A 21,200-nucleotide genomic window follows, 5' to 3' on the forward strand; every position below is an offset into this window, starting at 1 on the left:
GGATGACGGGTTCGGGGGTGGTGGAACCGTGTCGCGGCGGGCCGGCCGGGCAGCCCGGAGGCGGGGTCAGACCGTGCTGGACGGCTGCGCCGCGACACGCGGGGTGGTCGACGGGAAGGGATGGACGCAGGCCACCTCGTGGCGCGGCGCGACCTGCCGCAGCGGAGGCGACGACGTGGTGCAGGCGGTGGTCGCCGACGGACACAGCGTGGCGAACCGGCAGCCGGCAAGCTGGCGGCCGTCGACGTCCTCGGCGCCCGGGGTGGGCTGGACCCGGGGCGCCCGGGCGGCGGCCAGGTCCAGGGAGGGCACGGAGTCCTGCAACATGACGGAGTAGGGGTGGCGCGGATCGTGCGCGATGTCGAGGGCGGCGCCCTGTTCCACCACCCGGCCGGCGTACATCACCGCCGTGCGGTCGCACAGCGACGCGACGACGCCCAGGTCGTGCGAGATGAACAGCATGGCCAGCCCCTGCTCGGCGCGCAGCTCGGCCAGCAGCTCCAGGATCTGGGCCTGGATCGAGACGTCCAGCGCGGACACCGGCTCGTCGCAGACGAGGATCTCGGGGCGCAGGATGGTGGCGCGGGCGATCGCCGCGCGCTGGCACTGGCCGCCGGAGACCTCCCGGGGCCGGCGGTGGGCCAGTTGCTCGGTGATGCCCACCCGGTCCAGTTCGGCGAGGGCACGCCGACGCCGCTCGGCGGGGGTGCCGTGCCCGTGCACCCGCAACGGCTCGGCGACCGAGTCGAGCAGGGACCGCTTCGGGTTGAACGACGCCGCCGGGTTCTGGAAGATCGCCTGCACGGACCTGCGCAACCGGCGGTCGTGCCGCCGCACCGGCTCGCCGTGCAGGAGCAGGGCGCCGCCGCTGAGCGGGACGAGGCCCAGCATGGCCCGGGCGGTGGTGGACTTGCCGCAGCCGGACTCGCCGACCAGGCCGAGGATCTCGCCCCGGTGCAGTTGCACCGAGACCTGCGAGACGGCCTCGACCGAGCCGGTGCCGTAGCGGACCGAGCCGTCCCTGAGTTCGAACACCGGGGCGCTTCGCTCGGCGGTCACTCCGTCACCTCCCTGTCCTGGCGCGGCGCGACTGCCGCGTCGACCGCCGGTTCGCCGGGGTGCCAGCAGGCGAACTCGTGCCCGGCCCCCGCCGCCCGCGCCGTCATCGGCGGCTGCGCCGTGCGGCACCGGTCGGACGCGAAGCCGCAGCGGGGCGCGAACCGGCAGCCGGGCGGCGGGTCCAGCAGGTTCGGCGGCAGCCCCGGAATCGGCCTGGGCAGAACCTGCCGCGCCACGTCCGCCCGCGGGATCGCGGCCATGAGGGCGCTGGTGTAGCGCATGCCGGGGCGGGCGAAGACGTCGGCCACGGGACCGCGCTCGGCGATCCGGCCGGCGTACATCACCGCCACCCGGTCGGTGTGCCGGCCCACCACGCCCAGGTCGTGGCTCACCATGACCAGCCCGATGCCGAACTCCCGGCACAGGGCGTCGAACAGGTCGAGGATGCGGGCCTGCACGGTGACGTCCAGGGCGGTCGTGGGCTCGTCCGCGAAGATCAGCTTGGGTCGACCGGCGACGGCCATGGCGATCGCCACCCGCTGCCGCATCCCACCGGACAGCTCGTGGGCCCGGGACCGGGCCCGCTGCGCCGCCAACGGGATGCCCACCGTTTCGAGCAGTTCGACGGCCCGGGTGGCGGCCTGCCGGCGGGTCACCCGGGGATCACGCCGCACCGCCTCGGCGATCTGCTCCCCGATCGGGGTGATGGGGTGCAGGGCGCTGAGCGGATCCTGGAACACCATGGCGACCTCCCGGCCCCACAGGGCGCGGCGGCGGCGCTCGCTGAGGTCGAGCACGGCGTGGCCGGCGAGCCGGACCTGGCCGGTGACCCGGGCCGCCCTGGTGCGGGTGAGACCCATCGCGGTACGCGCCAGGACGCTCTTGCCCGAGCCGGACTCACCGACGATCCCCAGCCGCTCGCCGAAGCCGAGGTCGAGGCTGACCTGGTCGACGGCGCGCACCGGCCCGGCCGGGGTCGGGAACTCCACCACGAGGTCACGGATGCTCAGCAGGGCGTCCCCGGTCATCGCACACCGCCCGTCACGGCGTCCGCACCGGACAGGAACCGGTCGGCGAGCAGGTTCAGGCTGAGGATCGTCAGCAGCATGAACACCGCCGGCACCACGATCAGCAACGGGTCGTTCGCGATGAAGGACCGGCCAAGATTGATCATGCTTCCCCACGAGGGTTGGGGCGAGGGCACGCCCAGGCCCAGAAAGCTCAGACCGCCCTCGATGAGGATCGCGGTGCCGATGCTGACCAGCGCGTACGACAGCACGGCGGTGCGGATGTTCGGCAGCACGTCCCGCCAGAGGATGGACCGGGCCGGGGTGCCGATCACCAGGCTGGCCTCCACGTACTCGCGGCCGGCCACCGCCAGGGTCTGCGCCTTGGCCAACCGGACGAACACCGGTGTCATCGGCACCGTGATCGCGATCAGCACGTTGGTGATCGAGGCCCCGAGGAACGACGCCAGGGCGAGGGCGAGGATGAGACCCGGGAAGGCCAGGATCACGTCCACCACGAACGAGACGACCGCGTCGAACCGGCCGCGCAGGTAGCCCGCCAGCATGCCCAGCGGCACCCCGACGAGCGCGGCGGCGGCGACCGACCCGAAGCCGATGAACAGGGAGACCCGCGCCCCGGACAGCGCCCGGGCGAGCAGGTCGCGCCCGTAGTTGTCCGTGCCGAGCAGGTGCGCGGCGGACGGCCCGCTCAACCGGTCGGTGGCCGCCATCTTCTGGTCGTCGAGGCCGAGCACGGTCGGCAGCAGCAGCATCGACAGGACCAGCAGCACCAGCCAGGCCATGGACAGCAGGTCGGTCACCCGCCACCGCCGGCCGGACCGCGCAGGGGTCTTCGGCGTGGCCGGGGCGGCGGTGGCCGGTGCCGTGGGTGCGACGTCGAGGCTCATCGGGTCACCGCCTTGCTCCGCGCCCGCAGCCGCGGGTCGATCAGCCCGTAGATCAGATCGACCGCCGCGTTGATCAGCACGAACGCGGCGGCGATCACCAGCACCAGGCCCTGCACCTCCGCGTAGTCGCGGGCGCTGACCGAGTGGGCGAGTTCGGCGCCGAGCCCGGGCAGGCTGAACAGGGTCTCCACGATCACGTCCGAGCCGATCAGCACCCCCACGGTGACGCCGACGGAGGTGGTGAGGTTGAGCAGGCTCGGCCGGAAGGCGTGCCGCATGGCGGCGCGGAGCGGCGAGATGCCCTTGGCCCGGGCGACCTGCATGAACTCCTGGCCGTACGTCTCGACCAGGTCGGCGCGCAGCACGCGCTGGTAGAGCGCGAACGGTGCGGCGGCCAGCGTGAGCGAGGGCAGCAGCAGGGAGCCGAGGTGCTGGCCGATCCCCGCGCTGACCGGGACGTAGCCGTTCGCCGGGTAGAGCCCGAGCTGGACCGCGAACACCCAGATCAGGACGAATCCGACGACGAAGTTGGGCGTCGACAGGACGGTGAAGACCCACAGGCTCATCCCCCGGTCGACGGCCGAGCCGCGGCGGGCGGCGGCCGCCACGGCGGCGGGGATCGCGGCGGCGATCGCGATGAGCTGGCTGAGCACGATCAGCTCGATCGTGACCGGGGCCCGCTCGGCGATGATCTGGGCGACCGTCTGGTTGGTCGCGTAGGACCGACCGAGGTCACCCTGCACCGCGTTGCCGAGCCAGCCGAGGAAGCGTTCCAGGAACGGCCGGTCCAGCCCGAGCTGCTCGTGCAGCGCGGCCACCGCCTGCGGCGACGCGGACTCGCCGAGGATCGCCTGGGCGGGGTCGCCGGGCAGCAGGCTGAGGCTGAGGAAGCAGAGCAGCGACACCACGAACAGCACCGCCGCGAGCCGGACGAGCTTCAGCAGCACGGTGCGGGCCAGCGGCCACCCGGGGGTCACGGCGCGACCAGCCCGTGCACGGCGACGGTGTGCCGGCCGGGGCCGAGCCGCAGCTCGGTGCCGCCGACGCCGCCCTGGCCGGCCGCGACGAGCCGGGCGCCCGCCGGTGCCCGGACGGTGGCGTACGCGGTCGCGGGGATCCGCAGCTCGTGCTCGACCACGTCGCCCACCCAGCGCCACGCGCTGCCGATCGGGCCCGCCGGGCTGTCGTAGGCGGCGCGGGCCCAGCCGAGCGCGGCGGAGTACGCGGCCCGCACCGTGATCTCCCCGGTCCAGGTGGTCTCGGTGGCGTCGATGCCGGCGACGTGCTCGAACAGGAACCGGCCCACGGCACCGAGCGCGCAGTGGTTGAAGGAGTTCATCTCGGCCGTGGCGAGGGTGCCGTCGGGGCGGATGCCGTCCCACTTCTCCCAGATCGTGGTCGCGCCCTGGTCGACCATGTACAGCCAGCTCGGCATCTGCCTGCGCAGCAGGAGTTCGAGCGCGAAGTCCGCGTGCCCGTGGGCGCAGAGCACGGGCAGGACGTGCTCCACGCCGTGGATGCCGGTGGTGACGTGGCCGACCCGTTCGATCCCCGCGCGCAACCGGTCCGCCGCCTCCTGGGCCTCGGCGCCGGTGAGCAGCCCGTATCCGACCGCCTGCGCGTACGCGGCCTGGGTCGCGTCCGCGACGCCGCCGGTCGCGAGCGGGAACGCGGCACGGTACGCGGCGCGGATCTCCGCCGCCCGGTCCGCCAGCCGGGCCGCCTCCCGGTCCCTGCCCAGCCAGGCCGCGATCTGGGCGAGCTGGACGAAGGAGCGGTAGGTGTGGGCGGTGTCGACGATGGCGGTCGGGGTGGTCGAGTAGGCGCCGGTGTAGGCGTAGCCCGGGTGCAGCTCCAGGCCGTCGCGTTCCGGCAGCGACAGCCAGTCACCGAAGTCGGCCCCGACCTCGTTGACCCGCAGCCCGGCCGGGTTGGCCCGGTCGACGTGGTCGAGGAAGCGGACCATCGACGCGAACAGCCGCTCGGCGGTCGGCAGGTCCCCGTACCGCTGCACGAGCAGGTGGACGAGGCGGATGAAGCCGTCGGACCAGCCGGGCGCCCCGGGCCGCATGCTGGCGGGCGGGATAGCCGGGGCGTAGTTGCGGATCTCCCCGTCGGGGCCCTGGGTGTCCGCCGCGTCCCGGGCGAACTTCGCCAGGAAGGCGGACACGTCGAAGTGGTACGCGGCGGTCGGCGCGATCGCCCCCGCGTCCCCCAGCCAGCCGAGGCGTTCGTCGCGCTGGGGACAGTCGGTGGCCACTTCGAGGAAGTTGTCACGGACGGTCCACGCCACGTTGGCCGCGAGGCGGGTCAGGTGCTCGTCGGAGCAGGAGAACTCGCCGACCGGGCTGGGCAGCCCGGTGACGGAGACCGCCTCGATCGAGGTGTCGGGCAGCAGGGTGAAGTTGTGGTGCGGCAGTTGGCTGGGCAGGCCCCAGACCTCCGCGTAGCGGAACCCGTGCATGGTGAACGACGTGGCGAGCTGGTGCGGCCCGGCGTCGGGCACCACGAAGCGGTCCTCCTGGAAGGCCCCGCGCAGGTTGTCGCGGTAGACGAGCTGCTCGGGGGTCAGGATCTCGCCGTGGCGCACGATCAACTCGACCGACGGCAGGCATCTCGTGGTGAGCTTCGTCCAACCGACCAGGTTCTGCCCGAAGTCGAAGACGGCCGGGCCCCGGGCGTGTTCGTGCACGAGCCGGCCGGTGTGCACCTGGTAGGTCGTGATCGGGTCGTGGGGCTGCGGTTCGACCGGGGGCGTGACCCCGGCGAAGGGTTCGGCCGGCGCCCACCCGGCGTCGTCGAAGCCCGCCAGCCGCCAGCCCGGTGGCTCCTGCCGCAGGTCCTGGGACTCACCGCGCAACAGGTCCGTCGCCTGCAGGGCCCCGTGCCCGGCGCGCCAGCCGGCGCCGGTCGAGGCGACCGGCCTGCCGTCGATCTCCAGTTGGGCCAGCAGCGCCGGCCGGTCGCCGTAGAAGCCGGGCTCGCGCAGCAGTCCGAGGCGTCCGGCGTACCAGCCGTTGGCCAGGACGGCCGCCAGGGTGTTGCGGCCCGGACGCAGTGCCGCCCCGCAGTCGAAGGTCTGGTGGTAGACCCGGGTGCGGTAGTCGGTCCAGCCGGGGCGGTACAGCGCGTCGGCGGTCAGCTCGACGCCGTTGAGCCACAGCCGGTACAGCCCGAGCGCGCTCGCGTAGACCCGGGCGGCGCCCACCTCGTCGACGTCGAACTCGTGCCGCAGGTACGGGCAGGGGTCCCAGCTCTCCCGCCGGTAGGTCGGCACGGGTGCGCTGATCCAGGTGGCCGACCAGTCCCCCGGGTCGGTCAGCCCGACCTCGAAGGCCGCCGTCGCGCTGCTGACCGGGCGGCCGGAGCGGTCCGTGGCGGTGACCCGCCAGTAGCGGCGGTCGCGCGAGGCCAGGGGCGGGCCCGCGTACACCGTCCAGGGCCGGGCGCAGGTGGTGGCCCAGGCGAGGTCCCTGTCCGACTCGACCGCCTGTCGGGAGGCCGCCACGGATACCTGGAACCCGCGCTCCGGATCGATCTCCGCGCCACCCGGCACCGACCAGGACAGGTGGGGTGCCGTGCCGGGCACGCCGAGTGGCGCGACCCGCCCACCGACCCGCATCCCGCGCGGCCCGCACCCCGGCTCGGCGGTCATCGCGCGCCGGCCGATGTCGGTTGTTGGCACCGATTGTTTACAGGGATTTTGCACACGCCCGGCATCGTCTGCCAGGCCGCGCTCGACTGTCAAGGATAAGAACATAAGTTCATATACATGAACCTCTCGCCCCGCTCCTCGCTGACCAGCGCATTCCCCCAACTCCACCGGAACGTCGTTCGCCCTCCGCGACCGGACAGGAGGCGCCTCCACCATCCGACCGACCCGGCCACCCTTGGTCGCCGGCCTGTCCGGCCCGGCGTCACCCCGCAGGCTGGTGGCGACACCCGAGTTCCGGATCCACCGCCCGATCGATGGCGTCGGTGCGACGATGAGGGGCGTGGCAACTCCGAGAACCGCCCCGCCCGCCGTCTCGCCGCTCACCGGCGAGCCGATCAAGCGCGCCGACGCCGAGCGGCTCGCGGGGGTGCTGAAGGCGATCGCCGACCCGGCCCGGCTGCGGCTGCTCAGCCTGATCCAGTCTTCCCCGGAAGGCGAGGCGTCCGTCAGCGACCTCACCGCGCCGCTCGGGCTCTCCCAGCCGACCGTGAGCCATCACCTCCGGATCCTCACCGAGGCCGGCCTGCTCGAACGCGAGAAGCGGGGCGTCTGGGCGTACTACCGGCTGGTGCCGTCCGCGATCGCGGCCATCGCCGACCTGTTGACCCCGCCCCGCAAGCGGGCGACGCGCAAGACCCGCTGACCGTCGGCCGGGCCCCGTGCGCCCGGCCACCGGGGGCGACCTGGCGGACCGCCGCCCCCGGCGCGCCTACCAGCCCGTCAGCAGCAGGTGGTTGACCGTCAGGGCCACCCCCGCCTGCACGGCGAGCCACGTGCGGCGGTCGGCGGGCGGGATCAGCGCCGCCCCGGCCATCAGCCAGGCGGTGAACGGCAGCCAGATGCGTTCGACCTCGGCCTTGCTGTAGCCGGACAGGTCCGCCGCGACGATCGCCGCCGTGGCGGCGAGGGGCAGCAGCCAGGCGGCGTGCTCCGCACCCGGTCGCCGCAGCGCGGCGGCCCGCCAGCCGGCCAGCACCGCGCGGCGCAGCAGCACGGCCGCCGCCGGGCCCGCGGCGGCGACCACGAGCGCCAGATTGGCCCAGACCCAGTAGCCGTACGCGCGATCGGCGGCGATGCCCTGGTAGTAGCGCTCGACGACGAGGTGGTAGCCGGTGGGCCACCAGAAGCCGGCGGCCGTGAACCCGGCCACGACCGGTGCCGCCCCGGCGAACGCCCAGCCCACGGTGGGCCGGTGCCGGCCCGCCAGCACGACGACCGCCACGGCGATCGGGGCCATCAGGACGAGCCCGTAGGAGAGGTAGCAGCCGAACGCCAGCACCGCGCCACCGGCGACCGCGCCCGCGGCACGCCCCCGGGTGACGCCGTGCGCCAGCAGGGCGACGCCGGTGGCGGTCACCCCGGCGAACAGCCCGTCGGCCGACACCCCGGACCAGACCGCGCCGGGGAACAGCGCCGCGAACGGCAGCACGGCACGGGCCGCCGCACCGCCGCTGAGCAGCCGTACGGTGTGCGGCACCGCGACCGCGACGAGCGCCCCGGCCAGGATGCACAGCAGGCCGGCCCAACCGCCGCCGCCCAGCCCCGCCCGGTCGAGCCAGACGAAGACGAGCAGCGCCCCCGGCGGGTGACCGGACACGTGCGTGGTCCAGGAGTCCGGCTGGAAGTCGAGGATCCGGGTGGTGAACTCCCCCAGCATGGCCGGGACGTCGGTGACGCCGGGCACCTCGTGCAGATACTCGTGGACCGTGGTGAGCCGCCCGGCGACGCCGCGCCGCCAGCCGTCGACCAGGGCGAGCGACAGCGTCCAGGCCACGGCGGTGGCGTAGGACAGCGCGAGCAGCGGCCGCCAGGGCAGCCGGGCGGCCAGCGCCGGTCCCCGCAAGCACACCAGCGCGGCCAGCAGCAGCGCCGCCGGCGTGCCGGGGCCGACGTGCGGCAGCCAGTGCGCGGACAGCGGCGCCGCGCTGGCGTACACCGGGCGGCCCAGCGCGTACAGCACGCCGCCGGTGACGGCGGCCGCCGCGAACAGGCCGAGTGCGGCGGCGGCGGCGATCAGGTCGGCCCGCGGCGGGCGCCGCCCCCGCTCCGTCGAGGGGGACGGCACCGCGCCCGGCAGCCGGACGCTCATCCGCGCAGCGGCGCGTGGGCGAACTCCGCGATCCCGGCGGCGAGCCCCACGGCGGCGCGGAACCCGAGCTCGGCCTCCGCCCGGGCGGGCGAGGCGACCACGTGCCGCACGTCGCCGAGCCGGAACTCGCCGGTGACCACGGGCGGGGGCCCGCCGGCGGCCCGCGCCAGCTCCGCGGCCAGCTCGCCGACGGTGGCCGGGCGACCGGAGGCGACGTTGTACGCGCGCCAGCCGGTGCGCGTGCCGGTCGCCGCCAGCGCGGCGAGGTTGGCCGCCGCCACGTCGCGCACGTGCACGAAGTCGCGGCGCTGGCCGCCGTCCTCGAACACCCGCGGCGCCCGCCCGGCCTCCAGCGCGGAGCGGAAGATCGCCGCGACCCCGCTGTACGGCGTGTCGCGGGGCATCCCGGGCCCGTAGACGTTGTGGTACCGCAGCGCCACGACGCTGCCGCCGGTCTGCCGGGCCCAGGCCGCGGTGAGGTGCTCCTGGGCGACCTTCGTGGCGGCGTACACGCTGCGCGGATCCAGCGGGGCCTCCTCGTCGACCAGCCCCGGGGTGACGGCGAGGCCGCAGCTCGGGCAGCCCGGCTCGAAGCGGCCGGCGGCCAGGTCGGCGACGCCGCGCGGCGCGGGGCGGACCGGGCCGTGCCCGGCGCAGGCGTACGCGCCCTCGCCGTAGACGACCATGGAGCTGGCGAGCACGAGCCGGTGCACCCCCGCGCGGGCCATCGCGGCAAGCAGGACGGCGGTGCCGAGGTCGTTGCAGCCGACGTACTCGGGCAGGTCGTCCAGGTCGACGCCGAGGCCCACCATGGCCGCCTGGTGGACCACCGCGTCGACGCCGGCCAGGGCGTCGGCGACGGCGGGCCGGTCCCGCAGGTCGAGCCGGACGAGCGGGGCCCCCGCCACGGTGTCCGGCAGCGGCAGGCGGTGCGCGCCGGGATGGCCGGCGTCCACGACGGTCACCCGGTGGCCGGCGTCGTGCAGGGCGGTCACGACGTGGGTTCCGATGAATCCGGCGCCGCCGGTAACGAGTACGTGGGTCACGGCGCCGACGGTAGAGCCGGGACGCGGCCGTCCACACCGGCGACGGCCCGTCGTCAGCGGTTCGTAAGAAACTCCGGCCCGGGTCACCGTTCCGTAAGACTCTGTCACCGCCAGGTAAGGATTTCCGGGCGGATCGCGTCCTAGCGTCCGCGGCATGACCGATGTGGTTCTTCCCTGCCGCAACGAGGCCCCGGCCCTGCCCGACCTGCTCGCCCGGATGCCGGCCGGCTACCGGCCGATCGTGGTGGACAACGGCTCGACCGACGGCTCGGCGCAGGTGGCCCGCGCCTGCGGCGCCGAGGTGATCAGCGTGGCCGAGCCCGGGTACGGCGCCGCCGTGCACGCCGGGGTCCTGGCGGCCGACCCCGGCGACGGCGTGGTGTGCGTGCTGGACGCCGACGGGTCCTTCGACCCGGCGCAACTGCCCCGGCTCGCCGACCCCGTCCGGGCCGGCGAGGCGCACCTGGGCACCGGACGTCGCCGCCCCACCGCGCGGGGCGTGTGGCCCCTGCACGCCCGGGTCGCCAACGCGGTCCTGGCCCACCGGCTGCGCCGCACGACCGGCCTCGACCTCCACGACATCGGGCCGATCCGGGCCGTGCGCCGCGCCGACCTGCTGGCGCTGGGGCTGCGCGACCGCCGGTTCGGCTACCCGCTGGAGCTGCTGATCGAGGCGGGCCGGGCCGGCTGGCGGGTGGTCGAGGTCGACGTCGACTACCACCCCCGGGCGGCCGGCACCCGCTCGAAGGTGACCGGCACGGTCCTCGGCACCGCCCGCGCCGTGCGGGACATGAGCGCGGTGCTGGCCCGGTGAGCGCCCCTGGAGTCCTGGTGCTGGCCAAGACGCCGCAACCCGGCCGGGTGAAGACGCGGCTCTGTCCGCCCTGCACCCCCGAACAGGCCGCCCGGGTCGCCGCGGCCGCCCTGGCCGACACCCTCGACACCGTCGCCGCGACCACGGCCGACGCGCGGATCCTGGTCGTCGACGGCGACCACCCGGCCCCGGCGGGCTGGCAGCGGCTCGCCCAGCGCGGCGGCCCCCTCGGCGACCGCATCGCCAACGCGTTCGCCGACGCCCGCCCGGTCACCGACGGACGCGGGGCGGCTGCGGCGACCCTGCTGATCGGCATGGACACCCCGCAGCTCACCGCCGCACACCTCGACACCGCCGTGGGGCTGCTCGACACGGCGGACGGACCGGACGCGGTGCTCGGGCCGGCCGACGACGGCGGCTGGTGGGCGCTGGGCCTGCGCGAGCCCGGCCACGCCGAGGCCCTGCGCGCGATCCCCACCTCCACGGCGCGCACCGGGCGGCTCACCCTGGCCGCGCTGCGCCGCCGCGGCCTGCGGGTCCACCTGCTGCCCCGGCTGCGCGACGTGGACACCGCGGCCGACGCGCACGCCGTGGCCGCCCGGTGCCCGGCGGGCAGCCGGTTCGCCGTCGCCGTCGCCGCCGACGTGCCGTCCCCGGCGGCGGTCGGCCGGTGACCGCCGTCGCGGTCTTCGACGCCGTGTTCGACCGGGCCGCGTCGGGAGTCACCGCCGCGTTCACGGCCCGGCACCCGGGCGGCGGCGAGCTGCGGTTCGACCCGGCCGTCTGGTGCCGGGACGCGACCGCCGGCGACTCGACGCTGCTCGCCCGCTGCACCGGCGCCACCCTCGACGTCGGCTGCGGGCCCGGCCGGCTCACCGGCGCGCTGATCGACGCCGGCCGTCCGGCCCTCGGCATCGACATCAGCGCCGCCGCGGTCCGCCTGGCCCGCAGCCGCGGCGCGGTCGCGCTGCAACGCGACGTCTTCGACCCGGTGCCGGGGACCGGCCGCTGGCAGCACCTGCTGCTCGCCGACGGCAACGTCGGCATCGGCGGGGACCCGCACCGGCTGCTGCGCCGCTGCCGCCGGCTGCTGGCGGCCGACGGCCGGCTGCACGCCGAGGTCGCGCCACCCGGCACGCCCGCGTGGTCCGGCGTCGCCGTGGTGCAGGCCCCCGGCGGCGTCGGCAGCACGTTGAGCTGGGCCTGCGTGCCCCTCGACGGCCTGCCCGCGCTGGCCGGGGCCACGGCGCTGCGCATCCTGGACACCTGGACGGCGGCGGGCCGCTGGTTCGCCACCCTGGTCCCCGCGTGAGCGGCCCTCCGGCGGTCCTGCGGCGGCTCGCCCGCTGGTGGTCGACGCCGCTGCCGACGCCGCCCACGGCACTGCGGCGCGGACCGCTGCGCGCCGGCGCGTTCCCGTCCCGGCTGCGGTCGACCCGGCTGACCAGCCAGCTCGGCGTCGCCCTCGGCGTGGCGTTCGCCGTCTGCTTCCTCACCGGGCTGCTCAGCCACCTGATCCAGCACCCGCCGGGCTGGTTCGGGTGGCCGGCCCGCCCGGTGGGGCTCTACCGGTTCACCCAGGGCCTGCACGTGGCGACCGGGCTCGCCACGGTGCCGCTGCTCGGCGGCAAGCTGTGGTCGGCCTACCCGCGCCTGTTCGCCTGGCCGCCGGTCCGCTCGGTCGCCCACGCGCTCGACCGCGCCAGCGTCGGCGTCCTGGTCGCCGCCGCGCTGTTCCAGGTGATCGGCGGCGTCCTCAACGTCTCCCGCTGGTACGCGCCGATGCCGTTCTTCTTCACCGCCGGCCACTACTGGGTGGCGTGGCTGGCGGTCGGCGCGCTGCTGGTGCACGTCGGCGTACGACTGCCGACCGTGCGGGCCGCGCTCGCCCGGCCCGCCGCGGAGCCGCCGTCGGGCCGGCTGACCCGGCGCGGTCTGCTCGGCGGCGTCGCCGCCGCGGCCGGGCTGGTCACCCTGGCCACGGTCGGGCAGACCGTCCGGCCGCTGGCGGGCCTGGCGGTGCTCGCCCCCCGCCGGCCCGACGTGGGGCCGCAGGGGCTCCCGGTCAACCGGACCGCCGACGCCGCCGGGGTACGCGCCCGCGCGCTCGACCCGTCCTACCGGCTGGCGGTCGTCGGCCCCGCCGGTCGGGCCGACCTGGACCTCGCCGCTCTGCACGCCCTCGCGCAGCACACCGCCGACCTGCCGATCGCCTGCGTGGAGGGGTGGAGCGCCGGCGGGCGGTGGACCGGGGTGCGGCTGCGCGACCTGGTGGCCCTCGTGGGCGGCGACCCGGACCGGGCGGGCGTCCTCGTCGAGTCGCTGGAGATCGCCGGCCGCTACCGCACGTCGACCGTCGCGCCGGCCCACGTCCGCGACCCGCTGACGCTGATCGCCCTGCGGCTGGACGGCGAGCCCCTGCACCCCGACCACGGCTACCCGGCGCGGTTGATCGCCCCGAACCGGCCCGGCGTGCTCCAGACCAAGTGGGTCGGGAGCATCACCGTGCGGGGCGGGCGGTGAGGGTCCGGGCGGCGCTCGTCGCCGCCGGCGTCCTGCTGATGGGGTACGCCGTCGTGGGCGGCAGCGCCGACCCCGACCTGAAGCCGGCCGGCGTGCTGCTCTTCCTGGCCGGTGTGCTGGCCGGTCACGACCTCGTCTGGATGGCCGCGCTGCTGGCCGTCGGCGCGGCGGTCGCCCGGTTCGTGCCGCGCCGGCACCGGCCCGTGGCGCGCGCCGCCGCCATCAGCGCCGCCGCACTCACCGTCGTGGCGGCGCCGCTGGTCCTCGGCTTCGGCAGGCGCCCGGACAACCCCTCGGTGCTGCCCCTGCCCTACGGCCGCAACCTCGCCGTCGTCCTGCTCGTCGTCGCCGGCGCGACGCTGGCGGCGTGCCTGGCGGCGGACCTGCGTCGCCGGTCGACGGCGGGCCGCGGGCGGGGCCGGTCGACAGCGGGCCGCGGGCGGGGCCGGTCGACGGCGGGCCGCGGGCGGGGCCGGTCGACGGCGGGCCGTAAGGGATCCGAAAGACCCGGCGGTGGCGGCCCGCCGGCGGCCGGTGGGTAGCGTGGCCGGGATGGGACATCGGGTGCTGGTGGTCGACGACGACCCCACGGTCAGCGACGTCGTGCGGCGCTACCTGGAACAGGACGGCTGCGAGGTCCGGCTGGCCGCCGACGGCGCCGACGGCCTCGCGGCGATCGCCACCCACCGGCCCGATCTCGTGGTGCTCGACCTGATGATGCCCGGCATCGACGGCCTGGAGGTGTGCCGCCGGATCCGCAGGCAGCTGCCGGACCTCCCGGTGATCATGCTCACCGCCCTCGGCGAGGAGGCCGACCGCGTCCTAGGGCTGGAGGTCGGCGCCGACGACTACGTGACCAAGCCGTTCTCCCCCCGGGAGCTCGTCCTGCGGATCCGTTCGGTGCTGCGCCGCGCCAGCGGGCCCGCCACCGGCCCGGCCGACCGCACCCGGCTCGTCGACGCCGAGCTGACCGTCGACACCGCCCGCCGCGTCGCCGAGCGCGACGGCGCGCCGCTGGCGCTGACCGTCCGGGAGTTCGAGCTGCTGGCCTTCCTCCTGCGCCACCCCGGGCGCGCGTGGTCCCGCGCCGAGCTCCTGGACCGGGTGTGGGGCTGGCAGTTCGGCGACCAGTCGACGGTGACCGTCCACGTCCGCCGGCTGCGCGAGAAGATCGAGAACGACCCGGCCGAACCGCGCCGCATCCGCACCATCTGGGGCGTCGGCTACCGCTACGACCCGCTCGACGGGGAACCCCCGCGGTGACCGACACGCTGCTCATCGGGCTCTACGCCCTGGTCGCCGGAGGCGTCGTCGGGCTGGCCGGCGCCGGGGCGCTGCGACTGCTGCGCGGCCGGTCGATCCTCGTGCACGTGCTGGTGCTGCTCATCGTCACCGTGCTGGCCGTGGTCGTCGGCGTCGCCACGGTCGCCCAGGCGATGTTCCTGTCCCCGCACGACCTGTGGGTCGTCCTCGTCACCGTGAGCGCCTCCGCGGTGATCAGCCTCGCCGTCGGCGCGGTCTTCGGCAGCCGGCTGGCCGCCTCCGCCGTCTGGGCGCAGGCGGCCCGGGACCGGGAACGCCGGCTGGAGGCCGGGCGGCGCGAACTCGTCGCCTGGGTGTCCCACGACCTGCGTACCCCGCTCGCCGGGCTGCGGGCGATGGCCGAGGCCCTGGAGGACCGCATCATCGACGACCCGGCCACCGTCGACGAATACCACCGACGCATCCGGGTCGAGACCGACCGGATGACCCAGCTCGTCGACGACCTGTTCGAGCTGTCCCGGATCAACGCGGGGGCACTGCGGCTCGCGCCCACCACCGTGCCGCTGCGCGACGTGGTGTCCGACGCGATCGCCGGCGTCGCCCCGCTCGCCGCCCGCCGCCGGATCCACCTCGTCGCCGCGGACAGCGGCTGGCCCCTCGTCCGCGCCGGCGAACGCGAGCTCGCCCGCGTCGTCAGCAACCTGCTGATCAACTCCGTCCGGTACACCCCCGAGGACGGCACCGTGCACATCGCCGCCGGCCACGAGCGCGACGCCGTGTGGCTCGCCGTCTCCGACACCTGCGGCGGCATCCCCGAGGAGGACCTGGACCGCGTCTTCGACGTCGCCTTCCGCGGCGAACGCGCCCGCACCCCGGGGGCGGCCGGCTCCGGTGGCGGCGGAGGTCTCGGCCTGGCGATCGTGCGCGGCCTCGTCGAGGCACACGGGGGCCGGGTCGACGTGCGCAACACCGGCCGCGGCTGTCAGTTCGAGGTGCGGCTGCCCGCGGCCTGACCCGCCTGCCCCGGTGCCGCGCGGGCGCGCCCTACGCCCTACGCCCTACGCCCTGCCCCGGAGCCGGACCCGGTCGAGCAGGAGACGGCCCAGCAGGCGCACCCGGTGCCAGGCGCCGAACTGCACGGCGGCGCAGCCGACGACCGCCTCGCGCAGGGTGAACACCTGCCCGGCGCGCGGGAGCAGCAGCACGCGCCACGCCGCCGCCGTCGAGCCGAGGAGCTCGGCGCGGCGCTGCTGGTCACGGTAGCGCCGGGTCAACTCGGCGACGGGCGTGGCGGCCCGGTGGTTGTCCCGCAGCCGCCGGTGCTGGTAGGAGAGCGCGGCGTGCACGTTGCCGGCCTCCAGGAACCACTCCTGCGTCTCGGCCGCCTCGGCCTCCGGCCGGGGAACGGCTGCCATGGCGTGCCGCAGGCTGCCGTGGACGTCGGTCAGTCGCCGGAAGCCGTGCAGCCCGTCCTGCCGGCTTGGCCTGGGCAGCCAGCGGCCGACCCCGCGGCCCAGGAGACGGGCCAGCCAGCGCAGGTCGGGCACCAGCCCCATGTGCTCGATCACCCGGGCCTCGGTCTCGGCGATCAGCCGCAGCTCCGCGTCGTCCGACACCCGCCGCCGGTGCCACGTCAACCACGCGTACGCGGGCAGCAGCCGGCCCTGGACCCACAGCGTCGCCCCGATCCGTTCGGTGCGCCGCGGCGACGGTGGCTGCCGCCGCCACCAGCGGCGCAGGTCGGCGTACCGGCCCTCCTCCCACATCAGGTCGGAGCGGGACAGGACCAGCTCCTCGGCGGGGACGTCCGGCTCGGCGGGGAGCAGCCGGCGGACCTCGGGGACGAGGCCGACCGCCCGGTAGAACAGGAAGGTGCCGGCCAGCCGGCGTCGGTCGTCGACGACGACGCTGACCGGGCGCGGTGGCCGCAGCACCGGCGGCGGCACCGGGTCGAACCCCCAACGGGACGCGAGCCCGTCGAGGAGTTCGGTGGTCGGGCCACAGAGGAAGTCGACGGTGGCCCCGGCCCTGCGCAGGTGTCCCGCCAGGGCGGGCAGGGTGCCGGCCGGGTCGCCGGCCTCGACCCCGAACACGGCGGCGGGCGGCTGCGGATCCGGCCGGTGCCAGGCGCAGGACGAGTGGTTGACCCAGTGGACGGTTCGCCCGTGCAGCGCGCCCGGCGGCAGGTCGGCCACCGCCACGTCCACGTCGAAGAAGTCGCTGCCGCTGTAGCCGACGACGACGATCCGGCGGGCGGGGCCGCGCAGGCGTTCGACGAACGCGGCCCGGGCGGCGTCGTCGAAGCCGCGTTCGATGTGCGCGAGGGTGGCGCCCAGGCGGGCCGGGTCCGTGCCGTCGGCGAGGGCGTGGTGGAAGTGGTGGAGCTGCTGCGGGCACGGCGGCCGCCCGCGCCGCGCCGCGAAGGCGCGCTCGACGCAGAGGTCGAAGTTGGCGGTGAGCTGCCGCCCGCCCGCGTCCAGGTGGGCGGCGAGGAACTCGTGCACCGGGTTGGGCCGGGCGTCCCGCAGGTCGGCGAGGATCTCCCCGACCACGTCGGGGCTCTGCCGGGCGCCCGCGCCGAGTGCGGTCTCCAGCCGGGGCACGCGGGTCCGTGCCGGCTCCGCCGGGCAGATGGCGCCACGCCGCCAGCCCAGCAGTTCGTGGTACGCGAGGACGGTCTCCAGGGTGAACGGCCGGAACAGCGCCGAGAAGGTCCGCTCGGTGAGCTGCCAGCCGGTCGGCAGGCAGCTCGGCGCGCCCCGGGAGATGCCGGCCCCGGTCCAGAACAGGACGCCGGCCGGGCCGGCCCCCGCGATCGTCTCGACTGCGTCGGCGAGCACGGTCACTCCCGCACGAGACCGCTGATGTCGCCGTGCTCGGTCAGCGCCAGGCGGACGATCTGCTCCTCCAGGTCGGTGAAGGCGAGCAGGTAGACGGTGCGTACCCGGGAGGCGGGGTGCGCCCGGAAGTAGTCCAGCGCGGCCTCGATCATGACCTTCGCGGTCCGCTCCGGGTCGCCGCCGCCGTTGCCGGTGCCGAGCAGCGGCAGGAGGACGCTGCGCAGCTGCTCGCCGGCGGCGTTGAGCCGGTCCAACTCGGCCAGCACGTTGCGCATGCAGCCGCCGACGTCGGCGACCTGCCGGTAGCCGGTGCCCGGTGAGCCGTCCACCGAGGCGACGTGCAGGATCCGCTTGACGCCGTTGGCGTCGGCGAGCGCGCCGGACGTGGTGGTGAAGACCGTGGCGGGGGCGACCGGGGTGCGCCGGGCCACCTCGCGCAGCTCGGCGTAGATGAGGTCGTCGACCAGGGTGCCGGCCGCGTCCCGCCGGCCGCCCCGGTAGCGGATCGTGCCGGAGATGGTCGGCTCCGTCGGGCGGGCCATCTCCATCTGGGTGTTCTCGGCGTTCACCCAGACGTCGACGCCGGTGACGTTGGCGATGTTGCCGGTGACGATGCCGAGCCGGTGCCGGCGGTCCTGCCGGACGAGGGCGAGGGTCCGGACGGTGCGTTGCAGGCGCTGCGGCTTCCGCGCGGCCTCCACGATGGTGAGCCGCAGCTTGAGCTGCTCGACCTCCTCCCGGGCGCGGCGGGCGTCAGCTTCGAGTTCGTCGCGCTTGCCGGCGCGGGCCAGCCACTGGAAGGAGAGGGTGGTGAAGGCGAGGACGAACGCCGCCGCGCCGCCGATGCTGAACCCGAGGGCCCGGCCGTCGGCGTACGAGTCGGGGAAGATCGAGAACATCAGCAGTGACACCGCGACCGCGTAGAGCAGCACGGACGGGAGCTGCATCGCGGCCTGTCGGCCGGCGCGCCGCGGGTCGGAGAACAGGATCTGCAGCAGGATGCCGATCGACACCAGCACGCCGGTGACGGCGAGCAGCAGGGGCGTCACCGGCGGGACCGCAACAGGCGCAGCCAGAGGAGCCCGGCCAGGGTCTTCGCGTCGCGGATCGTGCCGCTGTCGATCAGGTCCGGCAGGTCGCCGAGCGGCACGGCACGGCGGGCGATGTTCTCCGCCTCGTCGGCGCGACCGCCGCCCTCGCCGACCCGCAGGCTGTCGTCGACCTCCCCGTAGAAGAGGACGACCCGCTCCGACGATCCGCCGGGCGAGGGGTAGAGCGTGCAGATCCGGTCGAGGGCGCGGACGTCGTACCCGATCTCCTCCCGGATCTCGCGGCGGATCGCGGACTCCGGTTCTTCGTCGGCGCGGACCATTCCGGCGACGAGCTCGACCAGCCACCCTGACCCGTCGCCCAGGGTCGGATAGCGGAACTGCTCGACGAGAACGACCTCGTCGCGCGAGGTGTCCACAATGACCGCCGCGGCGGAGTCGCCCCGGTCGGCGTTGACGAGGGTGACCTCCTCGCTCCAGTCGCCCGACAACGAGCGGTCCGCACCGAAGCGGCGATAACGGAGTCTGGCCTGTCGAATGGTGAAGATGGCGGTGGTGAGAAGCACATCCTCGGAGAGGATCTCGACGTTCCGCTGGTTTTCTGACACGGTGCCCGCTCCTTGATCAGGAAATCAACGCGTTCGTTGAGTGAGCGCGGCGGTTAACCTGAGCATAACTCCGGCGGCGGTGGTCGTTGATGTTGAGCGGTCTGTCGGATAGTGGCCTGAAGAGGAGAGCGGAGATGCTGGACGAGCGGCCGGCGGCATACTTCAGCCACAGCTACGACGTGCTGGACCGGCGGGTCACGGACTTCTTTCTGGAGGCGCTCTCCGAGCGGTTCGCACTCGCCGTCGACCCGCGCTCGGCGACGTTGTCCACTATGCACCTTGAGTTGATGATGCGGCGCACCGCGTGTTTCGTCGCCGTCGTCACCCGTCGGGAAAACCAGCCGCAATACCGCTGCTCACCGTTCGCGGTGCACGAGTACGGGATGGCGGTGCTGGCGAATCGGCCGAGGCTCGTGATCCCGGAGATCAACATTCCGGCCCGCCATTTCATCGGCGCGGACCTGGCCCGTCCGTTCAACCGCAACCGGCTCGCCGCCTACCGGATGCCGCTGGAGGCGCTCGACGAGCTGGTGGCCCGCGCCCGGGAGCACGCCGACGAGGTGGACCGGCCGCTGGGCGCCGCCGCGCTGATGCTCCCGCCGACCCGCGAGTACGCGGCCGCCGCGCCGGAGCTGCGCCGGCTCATCTCGCAGGCCGGCTGGCAGGTGGAGAACATCTCCGAGGCGCTGCTGCGGGACGAGGTCGACGCCGCGGGCGCAGCGACGCTGCTGGACCGCTACGACTTCGTCCTCCTCGACGTCCTGGACCCGCGGACGCCGTCGTGGGTGCTGCCGTTCCTCCAGGCCCGTGGGGTGCCGACGGTCCGGCTGGTGTGCCACCGCGCCGAGGACCGCGCGGCCAGGCAACTGCCCCGGCTCGCGGTCAGCCACGCCCTCCAGGCGTCCAGCGCGGTCAACCGACACGCCATCTGGTGGTCCGACGTGGACGGGCTGCTGCCGGAGCTGGGCCGGGAGATCGGCCGGCTACAGATGCCCCGGCTCCAGTTCGCCGGCCTGGAGGAGGCCCGCCGGTACGTCTGGAGCCTCGGCCGCGACCAGGGCCCCGTCTTCCTCAGCAGCGCCCAGGGCGACAACGACCTCGCGCAGCTCGTCGCGCAGGAGCTCGACCTGCGCAACGTCGAGCACTTCCACTACCTGTTCAACAGCGACCTGCCGCGCGGCAAGGCGTGGGAGCACCGCCTGCTCGCCAAGGTCGGCGAGTGCCGGATCTTCGTGCCGCTGGTGAGCCGGCACTACCTCGACAGCACGTGGTGCCGCAAGGAGATGGACATCGCGCTGGAGCTGAGCGGCCAGCGGCGCATGCGGGTCCTGCCCTACTTCCTCGACCACGGCGCCGGCGCCTCGGTCCCGATCCAGGGCACCTCGATCATGCACCTGGACGACGTGGCGCGGGTGCGGCGCATCGTCGACGACGTGGACCGGGCGCTCACCGACCTGACCGACCGGCGGCACCGCCCCCGCATCGAGGTCTCCGTGTCCGGCGGGCGGATGGCGCCCGACGTGGACGTGGTCGTCCTCGCGACCGGCCCGACGGAGTACGCGGCGGCGGCCCGCACGCTGCGCGACCCGTCCCCGGTGGTCGGCACGGCCGAGCACCCCAACCGCTTCGGCTGGCTCGGCGGCACCGTGGCCCGCCCGCAGGGCAGCGGCTACCAGCTGGTGCTCTGCCGGGCCGGCGCGGACGGCGGCCGGGAGGCGTTGCGCGCGGCCGTCGAGGCGTTCGGGCCGGAGCACGTCGTGCTGCTCGGCACCGCGTCGGCCCTGGTGCCGGCCGACGTGGTGGTCGCCGACCGGATCTGCGGCTTCCACCGGTTCAGTGTGGACAGCTCGTTCGTGCCCAGCCTGGACCGGGACTACCCGACCGACCCCGGGGTCGCGGCGTCGGCCGACGGACTGCCGTCGGTGGCGCGGGGCACGCTGGCCGTCGGCGACGAGGTGGTGCACGCGCCGCAGGAGTTGGCGTTCGCCCCGGTGCTGGAGGCGTGGCCGGACGCGGTGGCGGTGGGCGTGCTCTCGGTCGACACGGTCGAGCAGCTGGAGGAGTTCCGGACGTACGGGCGGATCAGCCACTTCAGCGCGGTCGCCGGGGTCGCGCCGCCCGGCGCGGACGATGCGGGCCGGGAGGCGGCGGCGGAGCGCGCCTTCACCGTCGTCAGCCGGCTAGTCTCGGCGCACTGGCCGCGACCGCCGCGCACCGACGCGGCAGACGAGGGGGCATCCGGTGTGGCAACCGCAGCCGATTGACACCAGCGGGATCGA

General features: G+C 75.3%; 19 protein-coding genes. 9 read left to right on the plus strand and 10 right to left on the minus strand.

Translation table 11 applies throughout. The features are described from left to right. Positions 1-66 precede the first annotated feature (66 nt). Genes O7628_RS31530 through O7628_RS31550 form a run of 5 tightly spaced genes read right to left on the minus strand, consistent with a single transcriptional unit; the run spans position 67 to position 6,659 of the window. Positions 67-1,059 (minus strand): ABC transporter ATP-binding protein, encoded by a 993-nt coding sequence (locus O7628_RS31530; RefSeq protein ID WP_278135983.1) that lies wholly within the window; start codon positions 1,057-1,059, stop codon positions 67-69. Next, positions 1,056-2,087 (minus strand): ABC transporter ATP-binding protein, encoded by a 1,032-nt coding sequence (locus O7628_RS31535; protein WP_278135984.1) that lies wholly within the window; start codon positions 2,085-2,087, stop codon positions 1,056-1,058. Before O7628_RS31535 ends, O7628_RS31530 begins: the two co-directional genes overlap by 4 nt. Then, complete coding sequence (locus O7628_RS31540; protein ID WP_278135985.1) at positions 2,084-2,974, minus strand: ABC transporter permease; 891 nt, start codon at positions 2,972-2,974, stop codon at positions 2,084-2,086. The genes O7628_RS31535 and O7628_RS31540 overlap by 4 nt, the downstream gene beginning before the upstream one ends. Then, the gene (locus O7628_RS31545) at positions 2,971-3,951 is read right to left on the minus strand and encodes an ABC transporter permease (protein ID WP_141723664.1); all 981 of its coding nucleotides are present in this window, start codon (positions 3,949-3,951) and stop codon (positions 2,971-2,973) included. The genes O7628_RS31540 and O7628_RS31545 overlap by 4 nt, the downstream gene beginning before the upstream one ends. Continuing rightward, positions 3,948-6,659, minus strand: a complete 2,712-nt coding sequence (locus tag O7628_RS31550) for an alpha-L-rhamnosidase (RefSeq protein ID WP_278135986.1) — start codon at positions 6,657-6,659, stop codon at positions 3,948-3,950. Before O7628_RS31550 ends, O7628_RS31545 begins: the two co-directional genes overlap by 4 nt. Positions 6,660-6,960: 301 nt before the next feature. On the opposite strand from O7628_RS31550, the gene O7628_RS31555 reads away from it, so the two are divergent. Continuing rightward, positions 6,961-7,332, plus strand: coding sequence for a metalloregulator ArsR/SmtB family transcription factor (locus O7628_RS31555; RefSeq protein WP_074473490.1), 372 nt, complete (start codon positions 6,961-6,963; stop codon positions 7,330-7,332). Between the two features lie 66 nt (positions 7,333-7,398). Here O7628_RS31555 and O7628_RS31560 read toward each other — a convergent pair whose 3' ends face one another. Next, complete coding sequence (locus O7628_RS31560; RefSeq protein ID WP_278135987.1) at positions 7,399-8,778, minus strand: hypothetical protein; 1,380 nt, start codon at positions 8,776-8,778, stop codon at positions 7,399-7,401. Continuing rightward, on the minus strand, positions 8,775-9,824 hold the full coding sequence (locus O7628_RS31565) for an NAD-dependent epimerase/dehydratase family protein (protein ID WP_074473109.1): 1,050 nt from the start codon (positions 9,822-9,824) through the stop codon (positions 8,775-8,777). The genes O7628_RS31560 and O7628_RS31565 overlap by 4 nt, the downstream gene beginning before the upstream one ends. Positions 9,825-9,978: 154 nt before the next feature. Between O7628_RS31565 and O7628_RS31570 the strand changes: the two genes are divergently transcribed. Genes O7628_RS31570 through O7628_RS31600 form a run of 7 tightly spaced genes read left to right on the plus strand, consistent with a single transcriptional unit; the run spans position 9,979 to position 15,437 of the window. Further along, entirely contained in the window at positions 9,979-10,638 is a 660-nt protein-coding gene (locus O7628_RS31570; protein WP_278135988.1) for a glycosyltransferase family 2 protein, read from the plus strand. Next, complete coding sequence (locus O7628_RS31575) at positions 10,635-11,312, plus strand: TIGR04282 family arsenosugar biosynthesis glycosyltransferase (protein WP_278135989.1); 678 nt, start codon at positions 10,635-10,637, stop codon at positions 11,310-11,312. Before O7628_RS31570 ends, O7628_RS31575 begins: the two co-directional genes overlap by 4 nt. Next, positions 11,309-11,950, plus strand: coding sequence for a class I SAM-dependent methyltransferase (locus O7628_RS31580; RefSeq protein ID WP_278135990.1), 642 nt, complete (start codon positions 11,309-11,311; stop codon positions 11,948-11,950). The genes O7628_RS31575 and O7628_RS31580 overlap by 4 nt, the downstream gene beginning before the upstream one ends. Beyond that, positions 11,947-13,161, plus strand: coding sequence for a molybdopterin-dependent oxidoreductase (locus O7628_RS31585; RefSeq protein WP_278135991.1), 1,215 nt, complete (start codon positions 11,947-11,949; stop codon positions 13,159-13,161). The genes O7628_RS31580 and O7628_RS31585 overlap by 4 nt, the downstream gene beginning before the upstream one ends. Continuing rightward, a complete protein-coding gene (locus O7628_RS31590) occupies positions 13,158-13,703 on the plus strand; it encodes a hypothetical protein (protein ID WP_278135992.1) in 546 nt (181 codons plus the stop codon). Before O7628_RS31585 ends, O7628_RS31590 begins: the two co-directional genes overlap by 4 nt. Positions 13,704-13,713: 10 nt before the next feature. Next, the gene (locus tag O7628_RS31595) at positions 13,714-14,424 is read left to right on the plus strand and encodes a response regulator transcription factor (RefSeq protein WP_278135993.1); all 711 of its coding nucleotides are present in this window, start codon (positions 13,714-13,716) and stop codon (positions 14,422-14,424) included. Then, positions 14,421-15,437, plus strand: coding sequence for a HAMP domain-containing sensor histidine kinase (locus O7628_RS31600; protein WP_278135994.1), 1,017 nt, complete (start codon positions 14,421-14,423; stop codon positions 15,435-15,437). Before O7628_RS31595 ends, O7628_RS31600 begins: the two co-directional genes overlap by 4 nt. A 45-nt stretch (positions 15,438-15,482) precedes the next feature. Here O7628_RS31600 and O7628_RS31605 read toward each other — a convergent pair whose 3' ends face one another. The 3 genes from O7628_RS31605 to O7628_RS31615 are packed head-to-tail and all read right to left on the minus strand — an operon-like array spanning position 15,483 to position 18,921. After that, entirely contained in the window at positions 15,483-17,264 is a 1,782-nt protein-coding gene (locus tag O7628_RS31605) for a hypothetical protein (protein ID WP_278135995.1), read from the minus strand. Between the two features lie 2 nt (positions 17,265-17,266). After that, positions 17,267-18,313: a macro domain-containing protein gene (locus O7628_RS31610; RefSeq protein ID WP_278135996.1), complete on the minus strand. Its 1,047-nt coding sequence runs from the start codon at positions 18,311-18,313 to the stop codon at positions 17,267-17,269. Next, complete coding sequence (locus tag O7628_RS31615; RefSeq protein WP_278135997.1) at positions 18,310-18,921, minus strand: NUDIX hydrolase; 612 nt, start codon at positions 18,919-18,921, stop codon at positions 18,310-18,312. Before O7628_RS31615 ends, O7628_RS31610 begins: the two co-directional genes overlap by 4 nt. Before the next feature lie 134 nt (positions 18,922-19,055). Here O7628_RS31615 and O7628_RS31620 point away from each other — a divergent pair, with 134 nt between their 5' ends. Next, on the plus strand, positions 19,056-21,185 hold the full coding sequence (locus O7628_RS31620) for a TIR domain-containing protein (RefSeq protein WP_278135998.1): 2,130 nt from the start codon (positions 19,056-19,058) through the stop codon (positions 21,183-21,185). Positions 21,186-21,200: the final 15 nt, after the last annotated feature.

The sequence above is a fragment of the Micromonospora sp. WMMD956 genome (assembly GCF_029626125.1).
Lineage (GTDB): Bacteria > Actinomycetota > Actinomycetes > Mycobacteriales > Micromonosporaceae > Micromonospora > Micromonospora carbonacea.

Coding starts and splice junctions, on each gene's coding strand:
- O7628_RS31535 (WP_278135984.1), bottom strand. CDS start 2,087: ATGACCGGGGACGCCCTGCTGAGCATCCGTGACCTCGTGGTGGAGTTC.
- O7628_RS31560 (WP_278135987.1), bottom strand. CDS start 8,778: ATGAGCGTCCGGCTGCCGGGCGCGGTGCCGTCCCCCTCGACGGAGCGG.
- O7628_RS31540 (WP_278135985.1), bottom strand. CDS start 2,974: ATGAGCCTCGACGTCGCACCCACGGCACCGGCCACCGCCGCCCCGGCC.
- O7628_RS31595 (WP_278135993.1), top strand. CDS start 13,714: ATGGGACATCGGGTGCTGGTGGTCGACGACGACCCCACGGTCAGCGAC.
- O7628_RS31620 (WP_278135998.1), top strand. CDS start 19,056: ATGCTGGACGAGCGGCCGGCGGCATACTTCAGCCACAGCTACGACGTG.
- O7628_RS31555 (WP_074473490.1), top strand. CDS start 6,961: ATGAGGGGCGTGGCAACTCCGAGAACCGCCCCGCCCGCCGTCTCGCCG.
- O7628_RS31570 (WP_278135988.1), top strand. CDS start 9,979: ATGACCGATGTGGTTCTTCCCTGCCGCAACGAGGCCCCGGCCCTGCCC.